Annotated in this window: 19 protein-coding genes; 10 read left to right on the forward strand and 9 right to left on the reverse strand. The window is 71.2% G+C overall.

The features are described 5' to 3' along the window. Positions 1-62 precede the first annotated feature (62 nt). Positions 63-1697 carry an alpha/beta fold hydrolase gene (locus ACPPVT_RS17840; protein WP_426562600.1) on the forward strand — a complete coding sequence of 545 codons (1635 nt, stop codon included), beginning with the start codon at positions 63-65 and terminating at the stop codon, positions 1695-1697. Here the strand turns inward: ACPPVT_RS17840 and ACPPVT_RS17845 are convergent. From ACPPVT_RS17845 to ACPPVT_RS17855, 3 genes are read right to left on the reverse strand one after another with little or no spacing between them, the layout of a single operon-like run. Next, positions 1669-3468, reverse strand: coding sequence for an SLC13 family permease (locus ACPPVT_RS17845; RefSeq protein ID WP_426562602.1), 1800 nt, complete (start codon positions 3466-3468; stop codon positions 1669-1671). The two genes, ACPPVT_RS17840 and ACPPVT_RS17845, sit on opposite strands and share 29 nt — an antisense overlap. A gap of 9 nt (positions 3469-3477) precedes the next feature. Next, on the reverse strand, positions 3478-5139 hold the full coding sequence (locus ACPPVT_RS17850; protein ID WP_426562604.1) for an AbgT family transporter: 1662 nt from the start codon (positions 5137-5139) through the stop codon (positions 3478-3480). Next, complete coding sequence (locus ACPPVT_RS17855; RefSeq protein WP_426562606.1) at positions 5139-6656, reverse strand: leucyl aminopeptidase family protein; 1518 nt, start codon at positions 6654-6656, stop codon at positions 5139-5141. Before ACPPVT_RS17855 ends, ACPPVT_RS17850 begins: the two co-directional genes overlap by 1 nt. Before the next feature lie 167 nt (positions 6657-6823). On the opposite strand from ACPPVT_RS17855, the gene ACPPVT_RS17860 reads away from it, so the two are divergent. From ACPPVT_RS17860 to ACPPVT_RS17870, 3 genes are all read left to right on the forward strand, one after another. Beyond that, positions 6824-7501, forward strand: coding sequence for a hypothetical protein (locus tag ACPPVT_RS17860; protein WP_426562608.1), 678 nt, complete (start codon positions 6824-6826; stop codon positions 7499-7501). Then, positions 7498-8037 carry an RDD family protein gene (locus ACPPVT_RS17865; RefSeq protein ID WP_426562609.1) on the forward strand — a complete coding sequence of 180 codons (540 nt, stop codon included), beginning with the start codon at positions 7498-7500 and terminating at the stop codon, positions 8035-8037. The genes ACPPVT_RS17860 and ACPPVT_RS17865 overlap by 4 nt, the downstream gene beginning before the upstream one ends. Before the next feature lie 285 nt (positions 8038-8322). Continuing rightward, a complete protein-coding gene (locus ACPPVT_RS17870; protein ID WP_426562611.1) occupies positions 8323-9378 on the forward strand; it encodes a zinc-dependent alcohol dehydrogenase family protein in 1056 nt (351 codons plus the stop codon). 76 nt (positions 9379-9454) lie between these two features. Here ACPPVT_RS17870 and ACPPVT_RS17875 read toward each other — a convergent pair whose 3' ends face one another. The 3 genes from ACPPVT_RS17875 to ACPPVT_RS17885 all read right to left on the reverse strand — a co-directional run bounded on the left by ACPPVT_RS17875 (position 9455) and on the right by ACPPVT_RS17885 (position 12028). Further along, entirely contained in the window at positions 9455-9823 is a 369-nt protein-coding gene (locus ACPPVT_RS17875) for a VOC family protein (RefSeq protein WP_426562613.1), read from the reverse strand. A gap of 92 nt (positions 9824-9915) precedes the next feature. Then, complete coding sequence (locus ACPPVT_RS17880) at positions 9916-10491, reverse strand: hypothetical protein (protein WP_426562615.1); 576 nt, start codon at positions 10489-10491, stop codon at positions 9916-9918. Between the two features lie 106 nt (positions 10492-10597). Continuing rightward, complete coding sequence (locus tag ACPPVT_RS17885; protein WP_426562617.1) at positions 10598-12028, reverse strand: NAD(P)H-quinone dehydrogenase; 1431 nt, start codon at positions 12026-12028, stop codon at positions 10598-10600. A 31-nt stretch (positions 12029-12059) separates the two neighbouring features. Here ACPPVT_RS17885 and ACPPVT_RS17890 point away from each other — a divergent pair, with 31 nt between their 5' ends. Then, positions 12060-12509, forward strand: coding sequence for a gamma-glutamylcyclotransferase family protein (locus ACPPVT_RS17890; protein WP_426562619.1), 450 nt, complete (start codon positions 12060-12062; stop codon positions 12507-12509). A 21-nt stretch (positions 12510-12530) separates the two neighbouring features. Here the strand turns inward: ACPPVT_RS17890 and ACPPVT_RS17895 are convergent, their stop codons facing one another. Genes ACPPVT_RS17895 through ACPPVT_RS17905 form a run of 3 tightly spaced genes read right to left on the reverse strand, consistent with a single transcriptional unit; the run spans position 12531 to position 15155 of the window. Further along, complete coding sequence (locus ACPPVT_RS17895; RefSeq protein WP_426562621.1) at positions 12531-13568, reverse strand: NAD(P)/FAD-dependent oxidoreductase; 1038 nt, start codon at positions 13566-13568, stop codon at positions 12531-12533. Next, positions 13565-14083 carry an isoprenylcysteine carboxyl methyltransferase family protein gene (locus tag ACPPVT_RS17900; protein ID WP_426562623.1) on the reverse strand — a complete coding sequence of 173 codons (519 nt, stop codon included), beginning with the start codon at positions 14081-14083 and terminating at the stop codon, positions 13565-13567. Before ACPPVT_RS17900 ends, ACPPVT_RS17895 begins: the two co-directional genes overlap by 4 nt. Positions 14084-14090: 7 nt before the next feature. Beyond that, positions 14091-15155, reverse strand: coding sequence for a type III polyketide synthase (locus ACPPVT_RS17905; RefSeq protein ID WP_426562625.1), 1065 nt, complete (start codon positions 15153-15155; stop codon positions 14091-14093). A gap of 36 nt (positions 15156-15191) precedes the next feature. On the opposite strand from ACPPVT_RS17905, the gene ACPPVT_RS17910 reads away from it, so the two are divergent. The 5 genes from ACPPVT_RS17910 (at position 15192) to ACPPVT_RS17930 (ending at position 20591) form a co-directional block, all read left to right on the forward strand. Beyond that, complete coding sequence (locus ACPPVT_RS17910) at positions 15192-16022, forward strand: UbiA family prenyltransferase (protein ID WP_426562627.1); 831 nt, start codon at positions 15192-15194, stop codon at positions 16020-16022. 53 nt (positions 16023-16075) lie between these two features. Further along, positions 16076-18715, forward strand: coding sequence for an AAA family ATPase (locus ACPPVT_RS17915; RefSeq protein ID WP_426562629.1), 2640 nt, complete (start codon positions 16076-16078; stop codon positions 18713-18715). 76 nt (positions 18716-18791) lie between these two features. Continuing rightward, on the forward strand, positions 18792-19049 hold the full coding sequence (locus ACPPVT_RS17920) for a DUF4242 domain-containing protein (RefSeq protein ID WP_426562631.1): 258 nt from the start codon (positions 18792-18794) through the stop codon (positions 19047-19049). After that, on the forward strand, positions 19046-19342 hold the full coding sequence (locus ACPPVT_RS17925; RefSeq protein ID WP_426562633.1) for a hypothetical protein: 297 nt from the start codon (positions 19046-19048) through the stop codon (positions 19340-19342). The genes ACPPVT_RS17920 and ACPPVT_RS17925 overlap by 4 nt, the downstream gene beginning before the upstream one ends. Positions 19343-19475: 133 nt before the next feature. Further along, entirely contained in the window at positions 19476-20591 is a 1116-nt protein-coding gene (locus ACPPVT_RS17930; protein ID WP_426567199.1) for an ABC transporter substrate-binding protein, read from the forward strand. Positions 20592-20636 lie beyond the last annotated feature (45 nt).

The following is a 20636-nucleotide window of genomic DNA, read 5'->3' on the forward strand; positions in this document are numbered from 1 at the left end:
CTTGCGGGCCGAAGCAGTCAGGAGTAGGCAGTCCCTCGTAACGGCCGAGGAAGGGCAAGCCCATGAAGCGAACCATCGCCGTCGTCGCCGCCGTAGCCATCGCTGCGGGTGCACTGGTCACCGCCGGTTCCGCCGACGCGGCACCGTCAGCTGCTCGGACGACGGCCACGGCCGCCGCGCGGAGCGTGCCCGTGACGCCGTCCAGCATCGACTGGGGACCGTGCGACGACCCGACGCTTCAGGAGGTCGGCGCCGTCTGCGGGATGCTCGCCGTCCCCCTCGACTACGCCAAGCCGCATGGCCGCAAGATCCACCTCGCGGTCTCGATGGTCCGCCACACCGTCCCGGACAGCCAGTACCAAGGAATCATGCTGGTCAACCCGGGAGGCCCGGGCGGCTCGGGGCTCGTCCTCTCCTTCCTCGGCGAGTTCGTGCCGAACGGCGCCGGTGACTACTACGACTGGATCGGCTTCGATCCCCGCGGTGTCGGCGCCAGCACGCCGTCCCTGTCCTGCATCCCGGACTACAACCAGGGGCCACGCCCGAACTACACGCCGGTCAACCAGCACGTGGAACGCGCCTGGCTCAAGCGTTCTGCCGCGTACGGCAAGGCCTGCGAGCGTGACGGCGGGGCTCTGCTGAACCACGTCACCACCGCGGACAGCGCTCGCGACATGAACAGCATCCGGATCGCGATGGGCCAGCAGAAGCTCAACTACTTCGGCTTCTCCTACGGCACCTACCTCGGCTCGGTCTTCGGCACGATGTTCCCGAACCGGCTGCGCCGCGCGGTGTTCGACTCCACCGTCGACCCGACCCACGCCTGGTACCAGGCGAACCTCGATCAGGACGTCGCGTTCGAGCGAAACATCAAGGTCTGGTTCGCGTGGGTGGCCAAGTACGACAGCGTTTACCACCTGGGCAAGACCGAGGCCAAGGTGGAGGCGCTGTACTACAAGACGCAGTCCCAGCTGTTCAAGCACCCCGCCGGCGGCGTGGTCGGCGGCGATGAATGGGCGGACATCCTGCTCGGAGCGGGCTACTTCCAAGCGACCTGGCTGGACCTCGGGGACCTGTTCTCCGCCTGGGTGAACAACCACGACACGGCCCGTCTGGTCGAGGAGTACGAGGCCACCGAGAGCATCGGCGACGACAACAACTACGCGATGTACCTGGCCACTGAGTGCAGCGACGCCCCGTGGCCGCAGAACTACGCCAAGATCAAGCGCGACAACCTCGCGGTCGCCCGCAACCACCCGTTCGTCACGTGGGCGAACGCCTGGTTCAACGGTCCGTGCCTGGGCTGGCCGGGTGAGGCCCGCAAGGCTGCAGTGAAGGTCGACGGCAGTGCGGTCCAGAGCCTGCTGATGATCGACGAGAAGCTCGACGCGGCAACGCCCTATTCGGGCAGTCTGGTGGTGCGCAAGCTGTTCCCGAACGCCAGCCTGATCGCGCTGCCCGGCGGCACGTCGCATGCGAACTCGCTTTTCGGCGATGCCTGCGAGGACGACCAGATCGCGGCCTACCTCGCCGACGGCACGCTGCCGGCACGTAGGCCGGGCAACCGGGCCGACGCGTACTGCGCACCGCTGCCGGTGCCGGACCCGACTGCCGCGGCGGCGGCTCGCACCCTCAAGCAGTCCGCAGTGGCCGCCGAGCTCGTCAGGCTCAGGTTGGCGGCCACACGAGCGGGATGACGGTGATCGAGACGACGAACCACCAGAGCATCACCGGGAGTCCGAGCTTCCAGTAGTCGCCGAACCGGTAGCCGCCGGGAGACATGATCATCATGTTTCCCGGCGTGGCGATCGGGGTCAGCAGCGCCGCGCACCCCGCGACCGCGACGAGCATCAGGACCGGCTGGACGGAGGTGCCGGTGGCCTGAGCCGCAGCGATCGCGATGGGGGTGACCACCAGCACGGTGGCCGTGTTGCTGACCACCTGGCCGAGCGCCGCGGTCAGCACGAACAGCGCGACCAGCAGGAGGTACGGGCTGCCGTCGCCGACGAGGTCGATGATCAGCGCCGAGACCCGGTCCGCGGCACCGCTGCTCTCGATCGCGGTCGACAGCGGGATCATCGCGCCGACCAGCACCACCGTCTGCCATGAGATCGCCCGGTAGGCCTGCGGGACCGTGACGACCTGGCCCAGCACCATCGCGAGGGCCGCGACCAGCCCGGCGATGGCCGGCGGCACCTGTCCGGACGCCAGCATCACCACCAGCCCGGCGAGCACGACCACCGCGCGCGTCGCCTTCGGCCCCCAGGGCACTGCCTGACGGCGGACGACCTCCGGCGAGTCGACGAGCAGCACGTCACGGTCCCGGTTGAGCCGGTCGAGCGCCGACCAGCGCCCGTGCAACAGGATCGCGTCGCCCTCGGCGAGCTCCATCGGTCCTTCGCCCAGGTCCTTGCCGAGGCGCTGCACCGCCAGGATGACCAGCTCGTGCTCACGTTGCATGCCCGGGTAGACGGTCTCGCCGACCAGCCGGGAGCGCGGCGGGACCACCACCTCGGCCACCCCGGCCTCCCGGGTCAGCAGGTCCGCCGCCGCGGCCGAACCGGTCAGGTGGACCGCCAGCCCCTGGGACAGCGCGAAGTGCGTGACCTCGGAACCAGGACCGGTCACCACCAGGACGTCGTCGTCGTGGACCTCACCGAGGACGGACGCACCGGCGCCGTCCTCGACCGCGATGAGCTGCACGCCAGGGAACTCCGCCAGGTCGACGTCCGCCGGCGCCGCCCCGATCAGCGGTGAGCGCGAACGCACCCGTAACCGGTAGAACCCGTCGGTGAGCTCGTAGTGCGCCTCGATGGTCTCCGCATGCTGACCGAGGTCCGGTGGAGTGTGCTCCGGCGTCGTGTCGGGCAGCAACCGGTGACCGAGCAGCACGCAGATGGTGACGGTGCCGACCAGCAGCGGGACGCCGACGAGGGCGAAGGAGAAGAACGGGAACGCCGGCGCCCCGGCGTCCTGCGCGGCCTCGGAGACGATGATGTTGATCGGGCTGCTCATCAGCATCAGCAGGCCACCGCAGCTGCCGGCGAACACGACCGGCATCAGCAGCTGCGACGGCGTCTGCCGGATCCGTTGCGCCAGCAGGACGACGAGCGGCAGCAGGGCCGCGACGGCACCGTTGAGCGTGATGAAAGAGGCGAGCAGCGCGGACAGCAGGCAGACCGCGACCAGCACGCGGCGGTGAGCCGTGCCGGCCCGGCCAAGTAGCGCCTGACCGGCCCAGGTCGTCACGCCGGTGGAGTCGATGCCTTCGCTGACCACGAAGAGCGTCGCGATGAAGATGACCACGGGGTCGCCGAAGCCACCCACCGCCTGTGCCGTGGTGACCAGGCCGGTCGCCCAGAGCAGCAGCGCTGCGATGATCGCCACCGAGCCCACGGGGAGCCGGTTCCAGATGAACAGGACGACGACGACGCCGAGGACGACCAGCGCCGTGGTGGAGTCATCCATCGGCGAGCATCAAGGCAGATGGACCGGCGCGCCGGGGCCCCAGTCGATACCGAGCAGGTACCATCCGACGAAGAACAGCGTCCAGGCCACCAGCACGATGACCGTGTACGGCAGCATCATCGAGACCACGGTGCCCATGCCCGAGTTGGCGCGGTACCGCTGGCACACCAGGATGATGAAGGGCAGGTAGACCATCAGCGGGGTGATGACGTTCACCGGACCGTCGCCCACCCGGTAGGCGGCGATCACGGTCTGCGGCGCGATGCCCAGGTTGTAGAACAGCGGGACGAAGATCGGCGCGATGATGGCCCACTTGGGGATCACGCCCGGCATGATGATGTCGATCACGAACACCAGGATGATGAACCCGACCAGCAGCGGCAGCGCGCCGATGTCGGCCCGACCGAGCAGGTCGGCCAGGCCCGTCGCGGCCAGGCGAGACATGTTGGAGTAGTTGAAGAACGCGATGAACTGGGCGATCAGCAGCATCAGGAAGATCAGGCCACCCAGACCGTTGAACGTCTTGGTGATCGCGTTGACGACGTTGGTGCTGCCGGTCAGCGTGGACGCGCCACGGCCGTAGCCCAGCCCAGCGGCCAGGAACAGCATCGAGATGATGAAGAGCAGGCTGCTCATGAACGGTGAATTCCCGAAGATCTCGCCGGTCTCGGGATTGCGCAGCGGAGCGTTCGGCAGGAACGTCAGCAACGAGACGATCGCCGCCGCCCCCAGGGTGTACAGCCCGGCCAGCTTCAGCCCGCGAGACTCATGGGACAGCTCGTCGCCGGTCGGGACGTGGTCGATCGGTGCGTCGGCCGGCCGCTCCGACGCGTCCCACTTGCCCAGCCGCGGCTCGACGTACTTCTCGGTCAGGACGGTCATCACCAGCGCGCAGAAGATCGTCGAGCCGATGGAGAAGAACAGGTTCTGGGTCACGTTCAGCGGCGGCGCGTTCGGCGCCACCCCGCTGATGATCTCGTTGCTGACCTCGGTGATGATCCCGTCGGCCGGCGTGATCAGGATGTTGACGAAGAACGCCGCGCTGACCCCCGCGTAGGCCGCGGCGATACCGGCGAGCGGGTGCCGGCCCATACTGACGAAAGCCGCCGCCCCCAACGGGATCAGCACCAGGTAGCCGGCGTCCGAGGCGACGCTGGAGATGCCGCCGAGCAGCACGATGATGAACGTGATCGCCGAGGCGGGCGCCACCTGCACCATCTTGCGGATCAGGGCCGCGATCAGTCCGGCCTCCTCCGCCACGCCGACCCCGATCATCGCCACGAGGATGACGGCGACCACACCGAAGTCGTTGAAGTTCTGCACCACGGTGGTGAACATGTGGCGGATGCCGTCGGCGCTGAGCAGGCTCTTGGCCTTGATCGTCTCGGTCTCGATGTCGTAGTCCGGAACGGCCTGCTCCGGCGGCCGCTCGACCGAGGGGTACGTGGAGCCAGCGTCCGTGTCGGTCTGCACCACCGCGGTGGGCTTCGGCTCGGCCACCTCGGTCGTCACGCTGACCCCGGCCCAGGCCAGGATCGCGGACAGGATGATGACGCCGAAGATGAGGCCGAGGAAGATCATCGCCGGGTGCGGGATCTTGTTGCCGATCCGCTCGATCCAGCCAAGGAATCCGCGTCCCCCGCTGTCCGCCTGCACAGCGTCTGCACTCATCAGTCGTCCCCTTCTGGAACCTCGAAACGCATGGCGAGCTCGATCAGGAGCTTGGCACCGAAGCCGCTGGCGCCCTTGTTGCGCCAGGTCCGGACCGCAGGTTGCTGCGCCGTTCCGGCGATGTCGATGTGCGCCCAGGGGTGCGCGTCGACGAACTCCTCCAGGAAGAGCGCGGCGGTGATCGACCCCGCGTTCACCCCGCCCATGTTCGTCAGGTCGGCGATCGAGGAGTCGAGCTGCTTGCGGTACGGCCGGTAGAGCGGCAGCTCCCAGACCGGCTCGTCGGCGATCCCGCCCGCCTCCTCGACCTGTCCGATCAGGTGGGAGCTGTTGCCCATCACGCCAGCCACCTCGACGCCGAGGGTGCGCAGGCAGGCGCCGGTGAGGGTCGCGATGTCCACCACGGCGTCCACCGGCTCCTCGGTGGCCAGGCAGAGCCCGTCGGCCATCACCAGCCGGCCCTCGGCGTCGGTGTTCAGCACCTCGACGGTCTTGCCGTTGCGCATCGTCAGGACGTCGCCGAGCTTCATCGCCGACCCCGAGGGCATGTTGTCGGTGCAGCACAGATAGGCGGTGACCGCGGCGCTGCAACCGAGCTCGCCCAACGCGGTCATCGCGCCCATGATCGCCGCCGCGCCCGTCATGTCGTTCTTCATCTGGGCGTGCGACTCGTCGGCCGGCTTCAGGCTGATCCCGCCGGAGTCGTACATGACCCCCTTGCCGATCAGCGCCAGCCGGCCGGTCGGGTCCGGCGGGGAGTACCGCAGTCGGATCAGCCGTGGCTCGTCGACGCTGCCCAGGTTGACGCCCAGGATCCCGCCGCAGCCCATCTCGATCAGCTGGTCCTCGGCGAAGACCTCCACCTCAAGGCCGGCCCCCGGCGCGAGCTCCTGGGCCACCTCGGCCATCCGGGCCGCCGTCAGCGTCGTGGCCGGGCAGTTCGACAGGTCGCGGCTGATCGCCGCGGCCCGGGCCACGACCTCGCCGCGCCGGGCTCCCTCGCGGACGTCGTCCGCCACCGCCGCCGGGGCGACCAGGGTCAGCGACGTCAGAGTCGGCTCGTCCCCGCCCTTGCCGACGAAGTACCGCCAGCGGGCGAGCAGCACGCCCTCGACGACGACCTGGGCGAAGTCGGCCGCTGAGATCGCGAGGTCGCCGACAGGCAGCTCGACGGCGAGGGTCTTGTGCTGCGGGACCGCCCGCGCGAAGTCCGCTGCCAGGTCGCGCACGGTGGCCAGGTCGATCGTGTCGCCGCTGCCGATGCCGAGCGCCACCAGTGCCCGGCCGTCGGCGCCGGGGACGACGAGGGTCTGGCTGGACTTCCCGGCGAAGCCCGCGACCTCGAGCTGGGCCGCGTCGACACCGAGGTCGGCCGGTGGCTGCCCACCCTCGGAGACCGGCACGGCGAGGGCCGCGGCCTCGGCCACTGGCGGCAGCTGCGTCGCGACGCGGACGGTGGGTCGACCTCGGGTGGACGGGATGGGGTCGAACGTCCCGCGCGCCGGATTGCCGCTCATCTGGTGCCTCCCCGCTGCTGGTGATCACCGTCCTCGATGCTCCCGCATGCGCCGCACCAAAGCGAGACCCCGGGCCACACCCGTGGAAGTCGACGAACGGCGGCGAACCGGTGACTAGACTCGGCCGCAGATGGACTGCGAACCGAGACAGGGCGTGGTGCAACGGCATGAGCGCGGCGGACGACGTGATCGGCGAACTGGTGGCGAGACCACCGGCTGAGCCGCTCCCGGACGCCCTCGGGGTGCTCGGTGACACCGCCCTCGTCGCCGCGGTCGGTGCCTTCCGGGTCGGTCGCCGGGGGTTCCGGATGGCCGCAGCGGTGGTGCGGGCCGTGCCCGTCCCGCGTCCTTCGTCCACCACCCGCGCCGGCCGCGCCTTGGACGACGTCACCACCCGGGCCGCCGACACCCGCCGCTCGCTCGAGCGGACCGCCGCCGGCATCCTCGACCGCGTCGTGCCCTTCGCGCTCGGGGCTGTGCTCGACCGGACCGACCTCACGATGGTGGTCCAGCAGCGGGTGGACCTGGACCAGCTCGTCGCGGTCGTCGACATCGACGCGGTGGCCGCCCGGATCGACCTGGACGCGATCGTCAAGCGACTCGACCTCGACGCGACCGTCCGGCAGATGGACCTCGTCGCGCTGACCCAGGAGATCATGGGCGCCCTGGACATCCCGGAGATCATCCGGGAGTCCACCACGTCTGTGGCCTCCGGCAGCGTCACGGAGGTCCGACTGCAGAGTATCTCCGCCGACGAGGCACTCGCGCGCGTCGTCGACCGCTTCCGGCTGCGGCGGCGCTCGCCCACCGCCAACGGCCCCGCCGTCCCTCCCCCGCCGTCGTGACGGCGGGCGCGATCTCGCCCATCCCCAAGGAGGCGAGACCCTTTCAGGGGCAACGAGCCGGGCTGGTCACGCGGCTGATCGCCAACACCGTGGACGGCGTGGTCGTCGCCCTCGTGGCGCTGGGGATCTGGGCCGGCGCGGCGGTGACGCGGTTCCTGCTGCACCCGCGCAGCTTCACCATCCCGAAGGCGTCCCTGCTGCTGCAGACCACGGTGGTGCTGTTCCTGCTCGTTGTGTACCTGTGCGTCGGGTGGGCGACCACCGGACGCACGTACGGCGCGCACGTGATGGGGCTTCGGGTGGTGAACTTCCGAGGTGGCCGGCTGCGACCGCTCACCGCGCTGGTGCGTTCGGCGTTCTGCGTGTTCTTCCCGATCGGGCTGTTCTGGGTGCCGGCCAGCCGCAGCAACCGCTCGCTGCAGGACACCGTGCTGCGGTCGTCGGTGATCTACGACTGGAACCGGCGTGCCCCGTGGCTGCACGTCCCGGAGGTTCCGGTGGCACCGAGCGCTCCCGACGCCGAGACGTTCGAGTGATGGTGCCGGCGGGTCGACTCGAGGCCTGCCGCGAAGGGCGTCGTGTCCGAGGGCGGCGTCCGCGAGGATTCACCGGGCACTGGGGCGCAAGGGACTACGCAGCGCCACGAAGGCCCAGCCGTTCTACGTGAGCGGCACCGACGGCCCGCTGCTGCGCGGCGAGATCGAGCGCGCACGGGTAGCGACAGGAGGCCTTTGGTCACAGGTCCGGTTGCTCCGGCGGCCATAGACCTGAGGGGAGAGGGCGGACGGCCGGTCCGCCACCTGACATCGCCGGAGGCGGTCATGAAGGCACTCGTTTACCACGGTCCGGGCAGCAAGAGCTGGGACGACGTCCCCGACCCGGTGATCCTCGAATCCGGTGACGCGATCGTCAGGGTGGACACCACTACGATCTGCGGCACCGACCTGCACATCCTCAAGGGCGACGTACCGACCGTGGCCGAAGGACGGATCCTCGGCCACGAGGGCGTAGGAACCGTCCTGGAGGTCGGCTCCTCGGTCCGCAACGTCAAGGTCGGCGACCGCGTCATCATCGCCTGTATCAGCTCCTGCGGCGTGTGCACCTACTGCCGCAGCGCAAACCCCTCGCACTGCCTCGCGGACGAGGGGGCCAGCGGCATCGGCTGGATCCTGGGCCACCTGATCGACGGCACCCAGGCGGAGATGGTCCGCATCCCGTTCGCGGACAACTCGCTCTACACGCTGCCCGAGGGAGTGCCGGACGACGCGGCGATGCTGCTGTCCGACATCTTCCCGACCGGCTTCGAGATGGGGATCGAGTACGGCAGGGTGAAGCCCGGTGACACGGTCGCCGTGGTCGGCGCCGGCCCGGTCGGGCTCGCGGCGATCGCCACGGCTGGGCTGCACGGCGCAGCCCAGGTCATCGCCATCGACTACGACGAGAACCGGCTCGGCGTGGCCAAGCAGGTCGGCGCGACGCACTGCCTCAACGCCGGTGACCCGGACGTCGTCGCACAGGTCATGGCGCACACCGACGGGTTCGGCGTGGACGTGGCCGTGGAGGCCGTCGGCGTCCCGGCGACGTTCCTGATGTGTGTCGACCTGGTCCGGCCGGGCGGCAACGTCGCCAACGTCGGGGTGCACGGCAAGGCGGTCGAGCTGGACCTGCAGAAGCTGTGGATCCAGAACATCACGATCAGCATGGGGCTGGTCAACACGACCACGCTGGCGATGCTGCTCAAGCTGGTGGCGCAGCACAAGCTGCCGGCGTCCGAGCTGGTCACCCACCGGTTCTCGCTGCAGGACATCGAGACTGCCTACGAGACCTTCGGCAACGCCGCGCAGACACATGCACTGAAGGTGCTGATGGCTCGCTGACCCATCGAGACCAGAGAAGTGGGCCACCCCGGTCCTCCCGGGTGGCCCACTTCTCTGGTCTCGGCGGCCTGGGTACCTAGGGTGAGAACGGGGTGATGCAGAACGGGTGCCCGGCCGGGTCGAGCAGCACCCGCCAGCGCGGGTCGGGTTGGGGCTGCGCCAGCCGGGCGCCGAGCGAGACAGCGCGGTCCGCGAGCTCGTCGAGCTCGCCGTCACCGTTCAGGTCGAGATGCACGATCGACGCGCCGGGCCAGGTCGGCTCGCGGTAGTCCGAGCACTGCTGCGTGACCAGCACGAAACCACCACACCGCACCGCGGACGCGCTCTCGTGGGTCCACAGCAGCTCGCCGTCCAGCAGCCGACGGTAGAACGCGGCCAGCGCGTGGTGATCGGCGCAGTCGAGGGAGACGGCCACGACGCGCGCAGCGGCTCTCGGTTCACCCACGTCCTTGATCCTAGGGAACGCTGGCGCCGGAGCGCAGACACGAAGCGGGGCGCCCGGCCCGGGTGCCCCGCTCGCGTGCGTGGAATCTGTTCTCAGACGGTGACTTCCTGCCGCGTCGGTGGTGCCGGCTCGGTGTCGGCGATCTGCCGGGCGTGGATCAGGCCGAGCACCGACAGCACGATCATCAGTCCGCCGCCGATGAAGGCGACGATCCCGCCGATCAGGGCGACCGTGGCCATCGTGTCGAACGCGTAGGCGTTCAGCAGCAGGCCGCGCAGGGTCTCGCCGCGGAACATCGTCTGCACCTGGCCGGCCAGCTGGGCGTCGTTCGGGTTGGCCAGCGACTTGCCGGAGAGCTGGGCGTAGGTCTGGCCGCCCGCCATCTCCTTCAGGTGCACCGCGATGAAGTGGTTCGCGTACGCCTCGGCCTGCTTGCCGTTCACCAGCTGCTGTCCGGCGTACTGGTTCAGGTAGGGCCCGATGTCCGGGCTCTTCAGCGCGTCACTTCCGTTGGCCGGGAAGAAGATCTGCTGTGCGGACAGCTGGTCCCGCACCTGGTTGTGGACATAGGAGTGAGCCCATACCAGCATTCCGCCGGCGATGAGCAGGACTGCCGCCACGACGAGTCCAGCGGCGGACAGCAGTCGGTCGAGCGTCTTGCGTCGCATGGCCGTTCCTCAAGTTGATTCCAAGTTCTGACAGGAACGACATTGCTACGTGCAGCAGCCGTGGATCAGGGCCGAAGGTCCCGTCCCGTCGAGAGCGGTCGGCTCGTCAGGAGGGACGCGCGTGCAGCTGGCGTGCGGCCTCGGCGATCGAGCCGGACATCGACGGGTAGACCGTGAAGGACGCCGCGACCTGGTCGACAGTGAGCTTGGTCTGCACCGCGAGCGCGACCGGGAAGATCAGCTCGGAGGCCCACGGTGCCACCACGACACCGCCGAGCACCACGCCGGAACCGCTGCGGGAGAACAGCTTCACGAAGCCGTCCCGAACGTTCTGCATCTTGGCCCGTGGGTTTGTCGCCAGCGGCAACATGATCGCCTCGTAGCCGATCCCGGCCTCGTCCAGCGCCGGCGCGGACCAGCCGACCGTGGCGATCTCCGGGTCGGTGAAGATGTTCGCCGCGACCGCGCGCAGGTTCAGCGGGGCAACCGCGTCGCCCAGAGCGTGCGAGATCGCCGTCCGCCCCTGCATGGCCGCCACCGACGCCAGCGGCAGCACCCCGGTGCAGTCACCCGCCGCGTACACCCCGCGTGCCGTCGTCCGGGACACCGCATCGACCCGGATGTGCCCGGACGACGTCAGGTCCACCCCGGCGCTATCCAGTCCGACGTCCTCGGTGTTCGGCACGGACCCGACGGCCATCACGCAGTGCGAGGCGGACACGGTGCGCCCGTCGGTCAGCGTGACCAGCACACCCTCGCCGTCGCGCACCACGGACTCGGCCCGCGAGCGCCCCAGCACGTTCATCCCGCGGCGCCGGAACACGTCCTCGATGACCAGCGCGGCGTCCGGGTCCTCCCCCGGCAGCACCCGGTCGCGGGACGACACGAGCGTGACGTCGCAGCCCAGAGCGAGGTAGGCGTGCGCGAACTCCGCGCCGGTCACCCCGGAACCGACCACGACGACGTGTTCAGGCAGCTCCGGCACGTCGTAGACCTGCTGCCAGGTCAGGATCCGCTCGCCGTCCGGCGCAGCGCTGGCCAGCTCGCGCGGCCGGGCGCCGGTCGAGACCAGGACGACGTCGGCATTCAGGGTGCTGGCCGACCCGTCGACCCCCTCGACGACGACCCGCTCGGGTCCGTCCAGCCGGCCGGTGCCGCGCACCACCGTGACGCCGTCCCGCTCGAGCCGGGCCGCGATGTCGGCGCTCTGCGCCTCGGCCAGCGCCTTGATCCGCTTGTTCAGGGTCGGCATGTCGGCGCGGGCCACCTCGCCGGGCTCGGGTGACTCGGCGAGCTTCACGCCCAGCCCGGCCGCGGCGAAGAAGCGGCTCATGAAGTCGGCGGTGGAGATCAGGGTCTTGCTCGGCACGCAGTCGGTGAGCACGGCAGCGCCGCCTACGCCGTCCCGGTCGACGACCGTGACCTCAGCGCCGAGGTGGGCTGCGACCAAGGCGCTCTCGTAGCCGCCGGGGCCACCGCCGACGATGACGACACGCTGCGCGGCACGACCGACGACCTCACTGCTCACGTCGTCCATCCAACCATCTCGACCGTCTAGCCTGATGGCCGTGCCCTTGTACGCCGCCTACGGCAGTAACCTCGACTCGCGCCAGATGCAGCGCCGCGCTCCGCACTCGCCGCCGTGCGGGACGGGCTGGCTGACCGGGTGGCGGCTGACCTTCGGCGGCGAGGACCTCAGCTGGCAGGGGGCCCTGGCCACGATCGTCGAGGACCCGACCATGGAGGTCTACGTCGCGCTCTACGACGTGACGCCGGGCGACGAGGCGCTGCTGGACGACTGGGAGGGCGCCGGGCTGGGCGTCTACCGCAAGGTGCGGGTGCGGGTGCACACCCTGGACGGCGAGGACCTGGCCTGGGTGTACGTCGTCGACGGTTACGAGGGCGGGCTGCCGACGGCGCCGTACCTGGGCGAGCTCGCCGAGGCGGCGCAGGCGGCGGGTGCGCCGGACGACTACGTGGCAGCGCTGCGGGCCCGGCCGTGCCGGTCCATCGGCTGAGCGTCTGCGGGCGAGGCCCGCTCAGCGGGCGAGCTGGTTGACCGCACTGCGGAACACCGGCGGCAGCGCGCGCGCGGCCGGCACGATCGCCGAGCGCAGCACCGGACGCCGGGACGCCGCCAGCAGCGTCCCGGTGATCCACCGGTAGCGCCGGGACGCCGCGCGCCAGGCTCGGGCGTAGTCGTCCGGCCGGCCCGCCACCAGGCAGGACACCGCGGCGCGTGCCGCCGCGAACGAGACCGCGATGCCCTCGCCGGTCAGCGCGTCCACGTACCCGGCGGCGTCCCCGACCAGCAGCACCCGGCCGGCCATCGGGGACGACGCGACCTGGCGCAGCGGCCCGGCGCCGCGCACCGTGGTGATCGGCTCGGCACCGTCCAGCCGCTCGCGCAGCGCGGGGAACCAGGCCAGCTGCTCGGCGTACGGCAGCCGGTGCGAGGTCAGGACGGCGATCCCCACCTCCGCCGGGCCGACCGGGGTCACGTAGGCCTCGGCGCGGGAGCTCCAGTGCACCTCGACCAGGTCGGTCCACGGCGCGACCTGGAAGTGCTGGCGCAGACCGAAGCGGGCCGGTCCGCCACCGCGCACCGGTCGGTTGAGTCCGAGCTCCTCGCGTACCGGGGAGTGCAGCCCGTCGGCGGCCACGGCGTATCGCGCGCGCAGCCCACCGACGCGTACGCCCTCGTCGTCCTGGGTCAGTCCGTCGGCGCGGTGCGCGTGCATCTGGATCCCGGCCGCCTGCACGGCCTGCAGCAGGGCTGCATGCAGCGTGGTCCGCCGGACCCCGCGCCCCGGGCCGGCCCGGAACGGAGCGCGCGCGACCCGGCCGGCGCCGTCCAGGTACGCGATGCCGGCGATGTCGACACCGGCCACCTCGCCGGCCAGCTCGCGCACGGCGGCCAGCGCTCCCGGCATCAGGCCCTCGCCGCAGGCCTTGTCCACCGGGCCGACCCGCGGCTCCAGCAGCGCAACGGAAAGCCCGGCCCGGGCGGCGAACAGCGCGGTTGCCGTGCCCGCCGGCCCCGCGCCGACCACGACCAGGTCGAGCGGGTCGCTCACGGGTTCGGTACCAGCGCGGACAGGGCCAGGTTCTCGGTGCGGATCCGCACGGTCAGCACCGCGGCGTTGGCGGTCGTGAAAAGCACCGCGGTGACCCACGCGGTGTGCACCAGCGGCAGCGCGATCCCCTCGACGACCACTGCCAGGTAGTTCGGGTGCGCGAGCCAGCGGTACGGCCCGCCGGTCACCCGCGGCGCCCCCGGCACCACGATCACCCGGGTGTTCCACTGCCGCCCCAGGGTCGCGATGCACCACCAGCGCAGCGCCTGGGTGGCCAGCACGACGGCCACCATCGGCCAGCCCAGCCAGGGCAGGAACGGCCGGTCGGCCACAGCCACCTCGACCAGCGCACCGACCAGCAGCCCGGCGTGCACCACCACCATCACCGGGTACAGCGAGCGCCCGACCTCGTACCCGCCGCGGGCCAGGCTCCAGTCGGTGTTGCGCTTGGCGATGACCAGCTCGGCCAGCCGCTCCAGGCCGACCGCCAGCACGAAGAGCGTGAACCAGACCATCAGCGCCTCACCACCGCAGCAGCACCAGCTCGGAGCAGAATCCCGGACCCATGGCCAGCAGCACGCCGGGCTGACCGGGCTCCGGCGAGCGCTTGGCCATCGTGTCGTGCAGCACGTGCAGCACCGAGGACGAGGAGAGGTTGCCGACCTCGGCCAGCGAGCGCCAGGTCAGCTCGAGCGCCTCGACCGGCAGGTCCAGCGCCGCCTGGATCGCCTCGATCACCTTCGGGCCACCGGGGTGCGAGATCCAGGTCGCGACGTTCGGCACGGTGAGCCCGTGGTCGGCCAGCAGCCCGCGCACGTCGTCGCCGAGGTACTCAGCGACCAGGTCGGGCACCTCGCTGCCCAGCACGATCTTCAGCCCGCCGGCACCCACGTCCCAGCCCATCGCCCGCTCCGTGCCGGGGTACAGGTGGCTGCGCGAGTCGACGATCCGCGGGCCGTGGGTCTCGCCGGCCGGCTCGCGCTCGTCGCCGACCAGGACGACGGCCGCCGCGCCGTCCCCGAACAAGCCGCTGGCCACCAGGTTGGCCACGGACGGGTCGTCGCGCTGCAGGGTGAGCGAGCAGAGCTCGACTGACACCAGCACCGCGACGTCGCGCGGGTGCCCGAGCAGGTAGTCGTGGGCGCGGGCCAGCCCACCGGCACCGCCCATGCAGCCCAGGCCGAGCAGCGGCATCCGCCGCACGTCCGGCCGCATCCCGATTCGGGCCGCGATCCGGGCCTCGATCGACGGGACGGCGATGCCGGTGACCGTGGTGGAGACCACCAGGTCGACGTCGGACGGCGCGAGGCCGGCCGCATCGAGGGCGCCGAGCACCGCCGTCGAGCCCAGGTCGGTGGCCGCCGCGATGAACTCGTCGTTGCTGGTACCGAAGTCGCCGAGGTCGCGGTAGCGCTCGATCGGCAGGGCGAGGTTGCGGCTGCCCACCTGGGCGCTGTCGTGCAAGCGGCGCAGGAGCTGTTGGCGCGCGCCGGGTTCGAGGCACACCTCGGCGAACAGCCGGGTGAGCTCCTGCTGTGGGTACCGGTGCTGCGGGAGCACCGGCTGGACGGCCGAGATTCGGCTCATCCGCGAAGCATAGGTACTGCGCCCTATGCTCGCCGGATGGCCGGCCCGCTGGCGTTGCTCGGCGCTGCCCACCCGGCGCCGGCGTTCGTCGTGACCGCCCTGGCCACGGTGCTGGCCGTTGCCGTCGGCGCGGACGCCGCGACGACCGTCGGGGTGTGCCTGGCGTTCGCCGCCGGACAGCTCTCGATCGGCTGGAGCAACGACTGGCGCGACGCCGAGCGCGACGCCGCCTCAGGTCGCACGGACAAGCCCGCGGCGAACGGCCGGATCAGCCGGACCACCGTCGGCCGCGCTGCCGCGGTGGCCGCGGTCGCCACCGTGCCGCTGTCGCTGGCCATGGGCTGGCGGGCCGGGATCGCGCACCTGGTCGCGGTGGCCGCCGCGTGGTCCTACAACTTCTGGCTGAAGTCGACCGCGCTGTCCTGGTTGCCGTTCGCGCTGGCGTTCGGGCTGCTGCCGGCCGTGGTCACGCTGGCCCTGGACCCGCCGCTGAGGCCACCGGCCTGGCTGGTGGGTGCGTCCGCCCTGCTCGGCGTGGGAGCACATCTGGTGAACGTGCTGCCGGACCTGGAGGACGACCGGGCAACCGGCGTGAACGGCTTCGCGCACCGGATCGGGCGCCGCGCCACGGCAGTGCTGGCACCGGCCGTCCTGGTCGCCGCGAGCGTGCTGGTCGTGTTCGGTCCGGACGACGCCCCGGGGCCGGCCGAGTGGCTCGGCCTCACTGTCGCGGTCGCCGCGGCCGCGGTAGCCGCGATCGCTGGAGCCTCGACGCCACCGCGGCGGCTGCTGGCGCTGCTGGGCACGGCGTTCGTCGCCGCCACCGACGTCGCGCTGCTGGTCTTCTCGGGGAGCACGCTGCACTGACGCCGTCCCATACCCCCTGGACTGGCACCGGACACCGACGGACACTGGCAGACGTGCCGCTCCTGGAACGCTCGACGCAGCTGCGGGCCCTGCACGGCTATGCCGGTGAAGCCGCCCTCGGGAACGGGCGGTTGGTCTTGGTGGCCGGTGAGGCCGGCGTCGGCAAGTCCAGCCTGGTCGAGGAGCTCGAGATCGAGCTTGCTCAGGACCCGGGCGAGGGCTCGCGCGCGGTGCAGTGGGCCTCCGGTTCCTGCGACGGGCTCTTCACACCTCGGCCGCTCGGCCCGCTGGTCGACATCGCCGGCCAGCTGGGTGGCGAGCTGGAGGCGCTCTGCCAGGCCGGCGCCCCCCGTGACGACCTCTTCTCGGCGCTGCTCAGTCGGGCACGCGAACCGGGACCGATGCTCGTGCTGGTGGTCGAGGACGTGCACTGGGCCGACGAGGCCAGCTTGGACATGCTCCGTTTCCTCGGACGCCGGCTGCGTGACCTGCGCCTGCTGCTGCTGGTCACGTACCGGGACGACGGGCTGGCCGCTGACGACTCGCTGCGGATCGCGCTGGGCGAGCTCGCCACGCAGCGCACGACACGTCGGGTGGAGCTGCCGACGCTCACCGCGAATGCGGTCGCCTCGCTGGCGCAGGGCTCCGGGCTGGCCACCGACGAGCTGCTCCGGCTGACCGGCGGAAACCCGTTCTACCTCAACGAGATCCTGCGCCATGGAGCCGGTGAGCTGCCCACGTCCGCTCGTGACGCGGTGCTGGCGCACGTGGCACGGCTCAGCGACCCGGCGCGGCGTGTCGTCGAAGCCGCGGCGCTGATCGGCTCGCGCGTCGAACCGCGGTTGCTGCTGGCCGCGACCCAGGCGTCGTCGTCCACGCTGGACGAGCTCGTCGAGCGTGGAATCCTGGTCGAGGACGGCGCGCGCCTGAGGTTCCGGCACGAGATCGCCCGGCTGGCGGTGGAGCAGTCCACGGCCGCCCACCGCCGTACCAGCGTGCACCGAGCCGTGCTGGACGCTCTGCTGGCCGAAGGGTGCGACGACGACGCCCAGCTGGCGTTCCACGCCGAGGGTGCCGGCGACGCCGAGCGCGTCCTGCGGCACGCTCCGGCGGCCGCCCGCCGGGCCCGCGAGCTCGACTCCCACCGCGAGGCGCTGGCGCAGTTCGAGCGCGCGCTGCGGCACGCGTCGGGACTCGCCCCTCGCGAGCGCGCCGGGCTGTACGACGATCTGGCCACCGAGGCTTCGCTGGTGGACCGCTGGAGCGAGGCCGCGGCAGCCAGGCAGAGCGCACTGACGCTCTGGCGTGAGCTGGGGGAGCGCAGCCGCGAGGGAGTCACCCTGCTCTGGCTGTCCCGGGCCCTGTGGCGGCTGTGTCGAGGCGCGCAGGCGCACCGGGCGGTCGACGAGGCCATCGCCGTGCTCGAGCCGCTGGGTCCCAGCCCCGAGCTCGCCTGGGGCTACGCCCACCTGGCCGACACCCGGATGACCGAGACCAGGTCCCGCGAGGCGCTGGAGATCGCCACCAGAGCCCAGCGGCTTGCTGAGCAGCTTGGCCTTCCTCGGGTGCTCAGCGACGCGCTGAACACCGCGGGGTGCGCCCTGGCCGACCTGGGCGAGCCGTGGCAGGAGCCGCTGGAGCAGGCGCTCGACGTGGCGCTGCGCGGTGGCCTGCAACAGGAAGCAGGCCGCGCCTACGCGAACCTTTACGCCCTGCACTGCACCTGGCTGACCCTCCCCGACGGTGACCGGTACTTCCACGAAGGTGTGGCCTACTGCGACGAGCACGACATCGCCACCTTCGGGACCTGTCTGCGTGGCCAACGCGCGTTGGCGCTGGCTCGCAGCGCTTCCTGGGACGACGCGCTGCGCCTGGGCCGCAGCCTGCTCGCCCGCGCCGGGCTGCCCAGCGTCAACCGGCTCAATCCGCTGCTGAGCCTCGGCACGGTCCTGGCCCGGACGGGCCGACCCGGCGCCTGGGCCCATCTCGACGAGGTCGCCGACCTGGCCGACGGTCTCGACGAGCCGGTGTGGATCGTGCTCGCCCGGACGGCGCGCGCGGAGGCCCGCTGGCTCGAGGGCGACGGCGAGGCAGCCGCTGCGGAGATCGCCCTGGCGGAGCGCCGGGCCGACGGCCTGGACCCGCTGGCACGCGGTGACGTGGCTCTCTGGCGCCGGCGAATCAGCGGTTCGACCGAGGTCGGGTTCGTCCCGCACGGGCCGCACGCCGCGCAGCTCGCCGGTGACGCCCCGGGCGCCGCCACTGCGTGGGACGATCTGGGCTGCCCGTACGACGCGGCCCTGGCCAGGCTCGACGCCGGCGACGAAGCATCGGTTCGCTCGGCGCTGGCGGGTTTCGACGAGCTCGGCGCCGAACCCGCTGCCAGGCTCGCGCGCCGGGCGCTGCGCCGGCTGGGTGCCCGCTCGGTACCGGCCGGAGCCAGGGCCAGCACCCGCGAGCACCCGGCGGGGCTGACCCTGCGCGAGCGCGAGGTGCTGGAGCTGATCTGCGCCGGCGCGACGAACGAGCAGATCTCGAAGCGGCTGGTCATCTCGGTCAAGACCGTGGACCACCACGTGTCCGCGGTGCTGGCCAAGCTGGACGTCGGGTCGCGCCGCGAGGTGGCCGAGGCGGCAGCTCGCCTCGGGATCGACGTCCGCCAACATGGGGAGCCGATCGCCGAACCTGGGTAGTCGTTCCCGATCCGGCACCAGGCCCGGCCTTCGTACGGTCGCAGGACAACAGTTCGAGCGACCGAAGGAGGCGGCGATGCCGCTCTACATGGACATCCACACGATAGGCGACGGGTCCGGCATCACGTTCGATGACGTGGCCAAGGCGCACATGGCCGACCTGCAGACCCAGGACCGGTACGACGTCCGCTACCTGCGCTACTGGGTGAACGAGACCCACGGCAAGGTCTTCTGCCTCGTCGAGGCGCCATCGGTGGACGCGGCCAACGCCGTGCACCGCGAAGCGCACGGGCTTGTGGCGGACGAGGTCATCGAAGTCCAGGAGGGCTCGTGATGCGGCATCGCCTGCTCGCTGCGCTGGCCGCCGCGGCGTTCGTGGTCTCGACCCAGGCTGTGGTCGCCGCGGCTCGCCCGGAGCCGCTGCCCACCCCGCACCAGGTGGCACCCGAAGACGACCGGCCGGTGCCGTCGGATCCGAGCACGCTGCACCTGTCGGCCGTCGAGTACGTCGCCATCGCGCGCCTGGTGGACGCCGCACATGCCAAACCGACACAGGTCCTGGCCTGGACGTTCGACCCCGGTGACAAGCTCACCGCGATCGAGCCGCAGCAGCTCTGCAGTCCCTGATGCGCTCTCAAAAGCGCGCTGCCCCTTGTTGAGCAGATTCTGGTGATGTGCCGGATACGGGGCTAGCCTGCGGCTGGGGATCCCGGGGGCAACCGGGCCCCAGCCGACCGAGGAGGTCCCCGTGTCACCTGCCCTGCGCAGCACCGCCGCCCTGGCGCTCGTCGCGAGCGCTGTCGCCCTGGTGGCCTGCTCGCCACCGGAGAAGGAGGCGTCCAAGGAGACCAAGACGGCCGCCTCCGCGACCAGCGCGGCGGACCTGGGCGGCATGGACGCTCTGGTCGCCGCCGCCAAGAAGGAGGGGACGCTCAACGTCATCGCGCTGCCACCGGACTGGGCGAACTACGGCGAGGTGATCAAGGGCTTCACCGCGAAGTACGGCCTCAAGGTGAACTCGGCCCAGCCGGATGCGGACAGCGCCACTGAGATCTCCACCGCGAAGAACCTCAAGGGGCAGTCCACCGCACCTGACGTCTTCGACCTCGGACAGGCGGTGGCGCTGGCCAACACCGACGTGTACACGCCGTACAAGGTCGCCGCGTTCGACAAGCTCCCGACCGCCCTGAAGGACGCGAACGGCTTGTGGGTCAACGACTACGGCGGGTTCATCTCGATCGGGTACGACGCCAAGAAGGTCCCCGCACCGACCAGCTTCGACGACCTGCTCAAGCCGGAGTACAAGGGCAAGGTCGCGGTGAACGGCAACCCGACCAAGGCCGGCGCCGCGTTCTCCGGCGTCGTCGCGGCCAGCCTGGGCAACGGCGGCTCGGCCGACGACATCGCACCCGGCGTCGCGTACTTCAAGAAGCTCAAGGACGCCGGCAACCTGGTGCCCGTCGACCCCACCCCGGCGACGATCCAGTCCGGCCAGACCGCCGTGGTCATCGACTGGGACTACAACAACGCGGGTCAGACGAAGGCGCTGGCCGGCAAGGTGGACTGGAAGTCGGTGATCCCGAAGGGCGCCGTGACCGGTGCCTACTACGTGCAGGCCATCAACAAGGACGCCCCGCACCCGGCCGCCGCTCGACTGTGGGAGGAGTACCTCTACACCGACGAGGGCCAGAACCTGTGGCTGCACGGCGGCGCGCGTCCAGTGCTGGCCGACGAGATGGTCAAGGCCGGCACGATCGACAAGGCCGCGAACGACGCGCTGCCGCCGGTCGACGGTACCCCGGTGTTCATCACCGAGGCGCAGCGCGCCAAGGCCACCGACTACCTGAACGCCAACTGGCAGAAGGAGATGGGCTGAACCGGCAGAAGACGGCGCGCGCCTCGCTGGGCACTGCGCCGTTCT

This window comes from Angustibacter sp. McL0619 (genome assembly GCF_049994355.1).
In the GTDB taxonomy this organism is placed as follows: domain Bacteria; phylum Actinomycetota; class Actinomycetes; order Actinomycetales; family Angustibacteraceae; genus Angustibacter.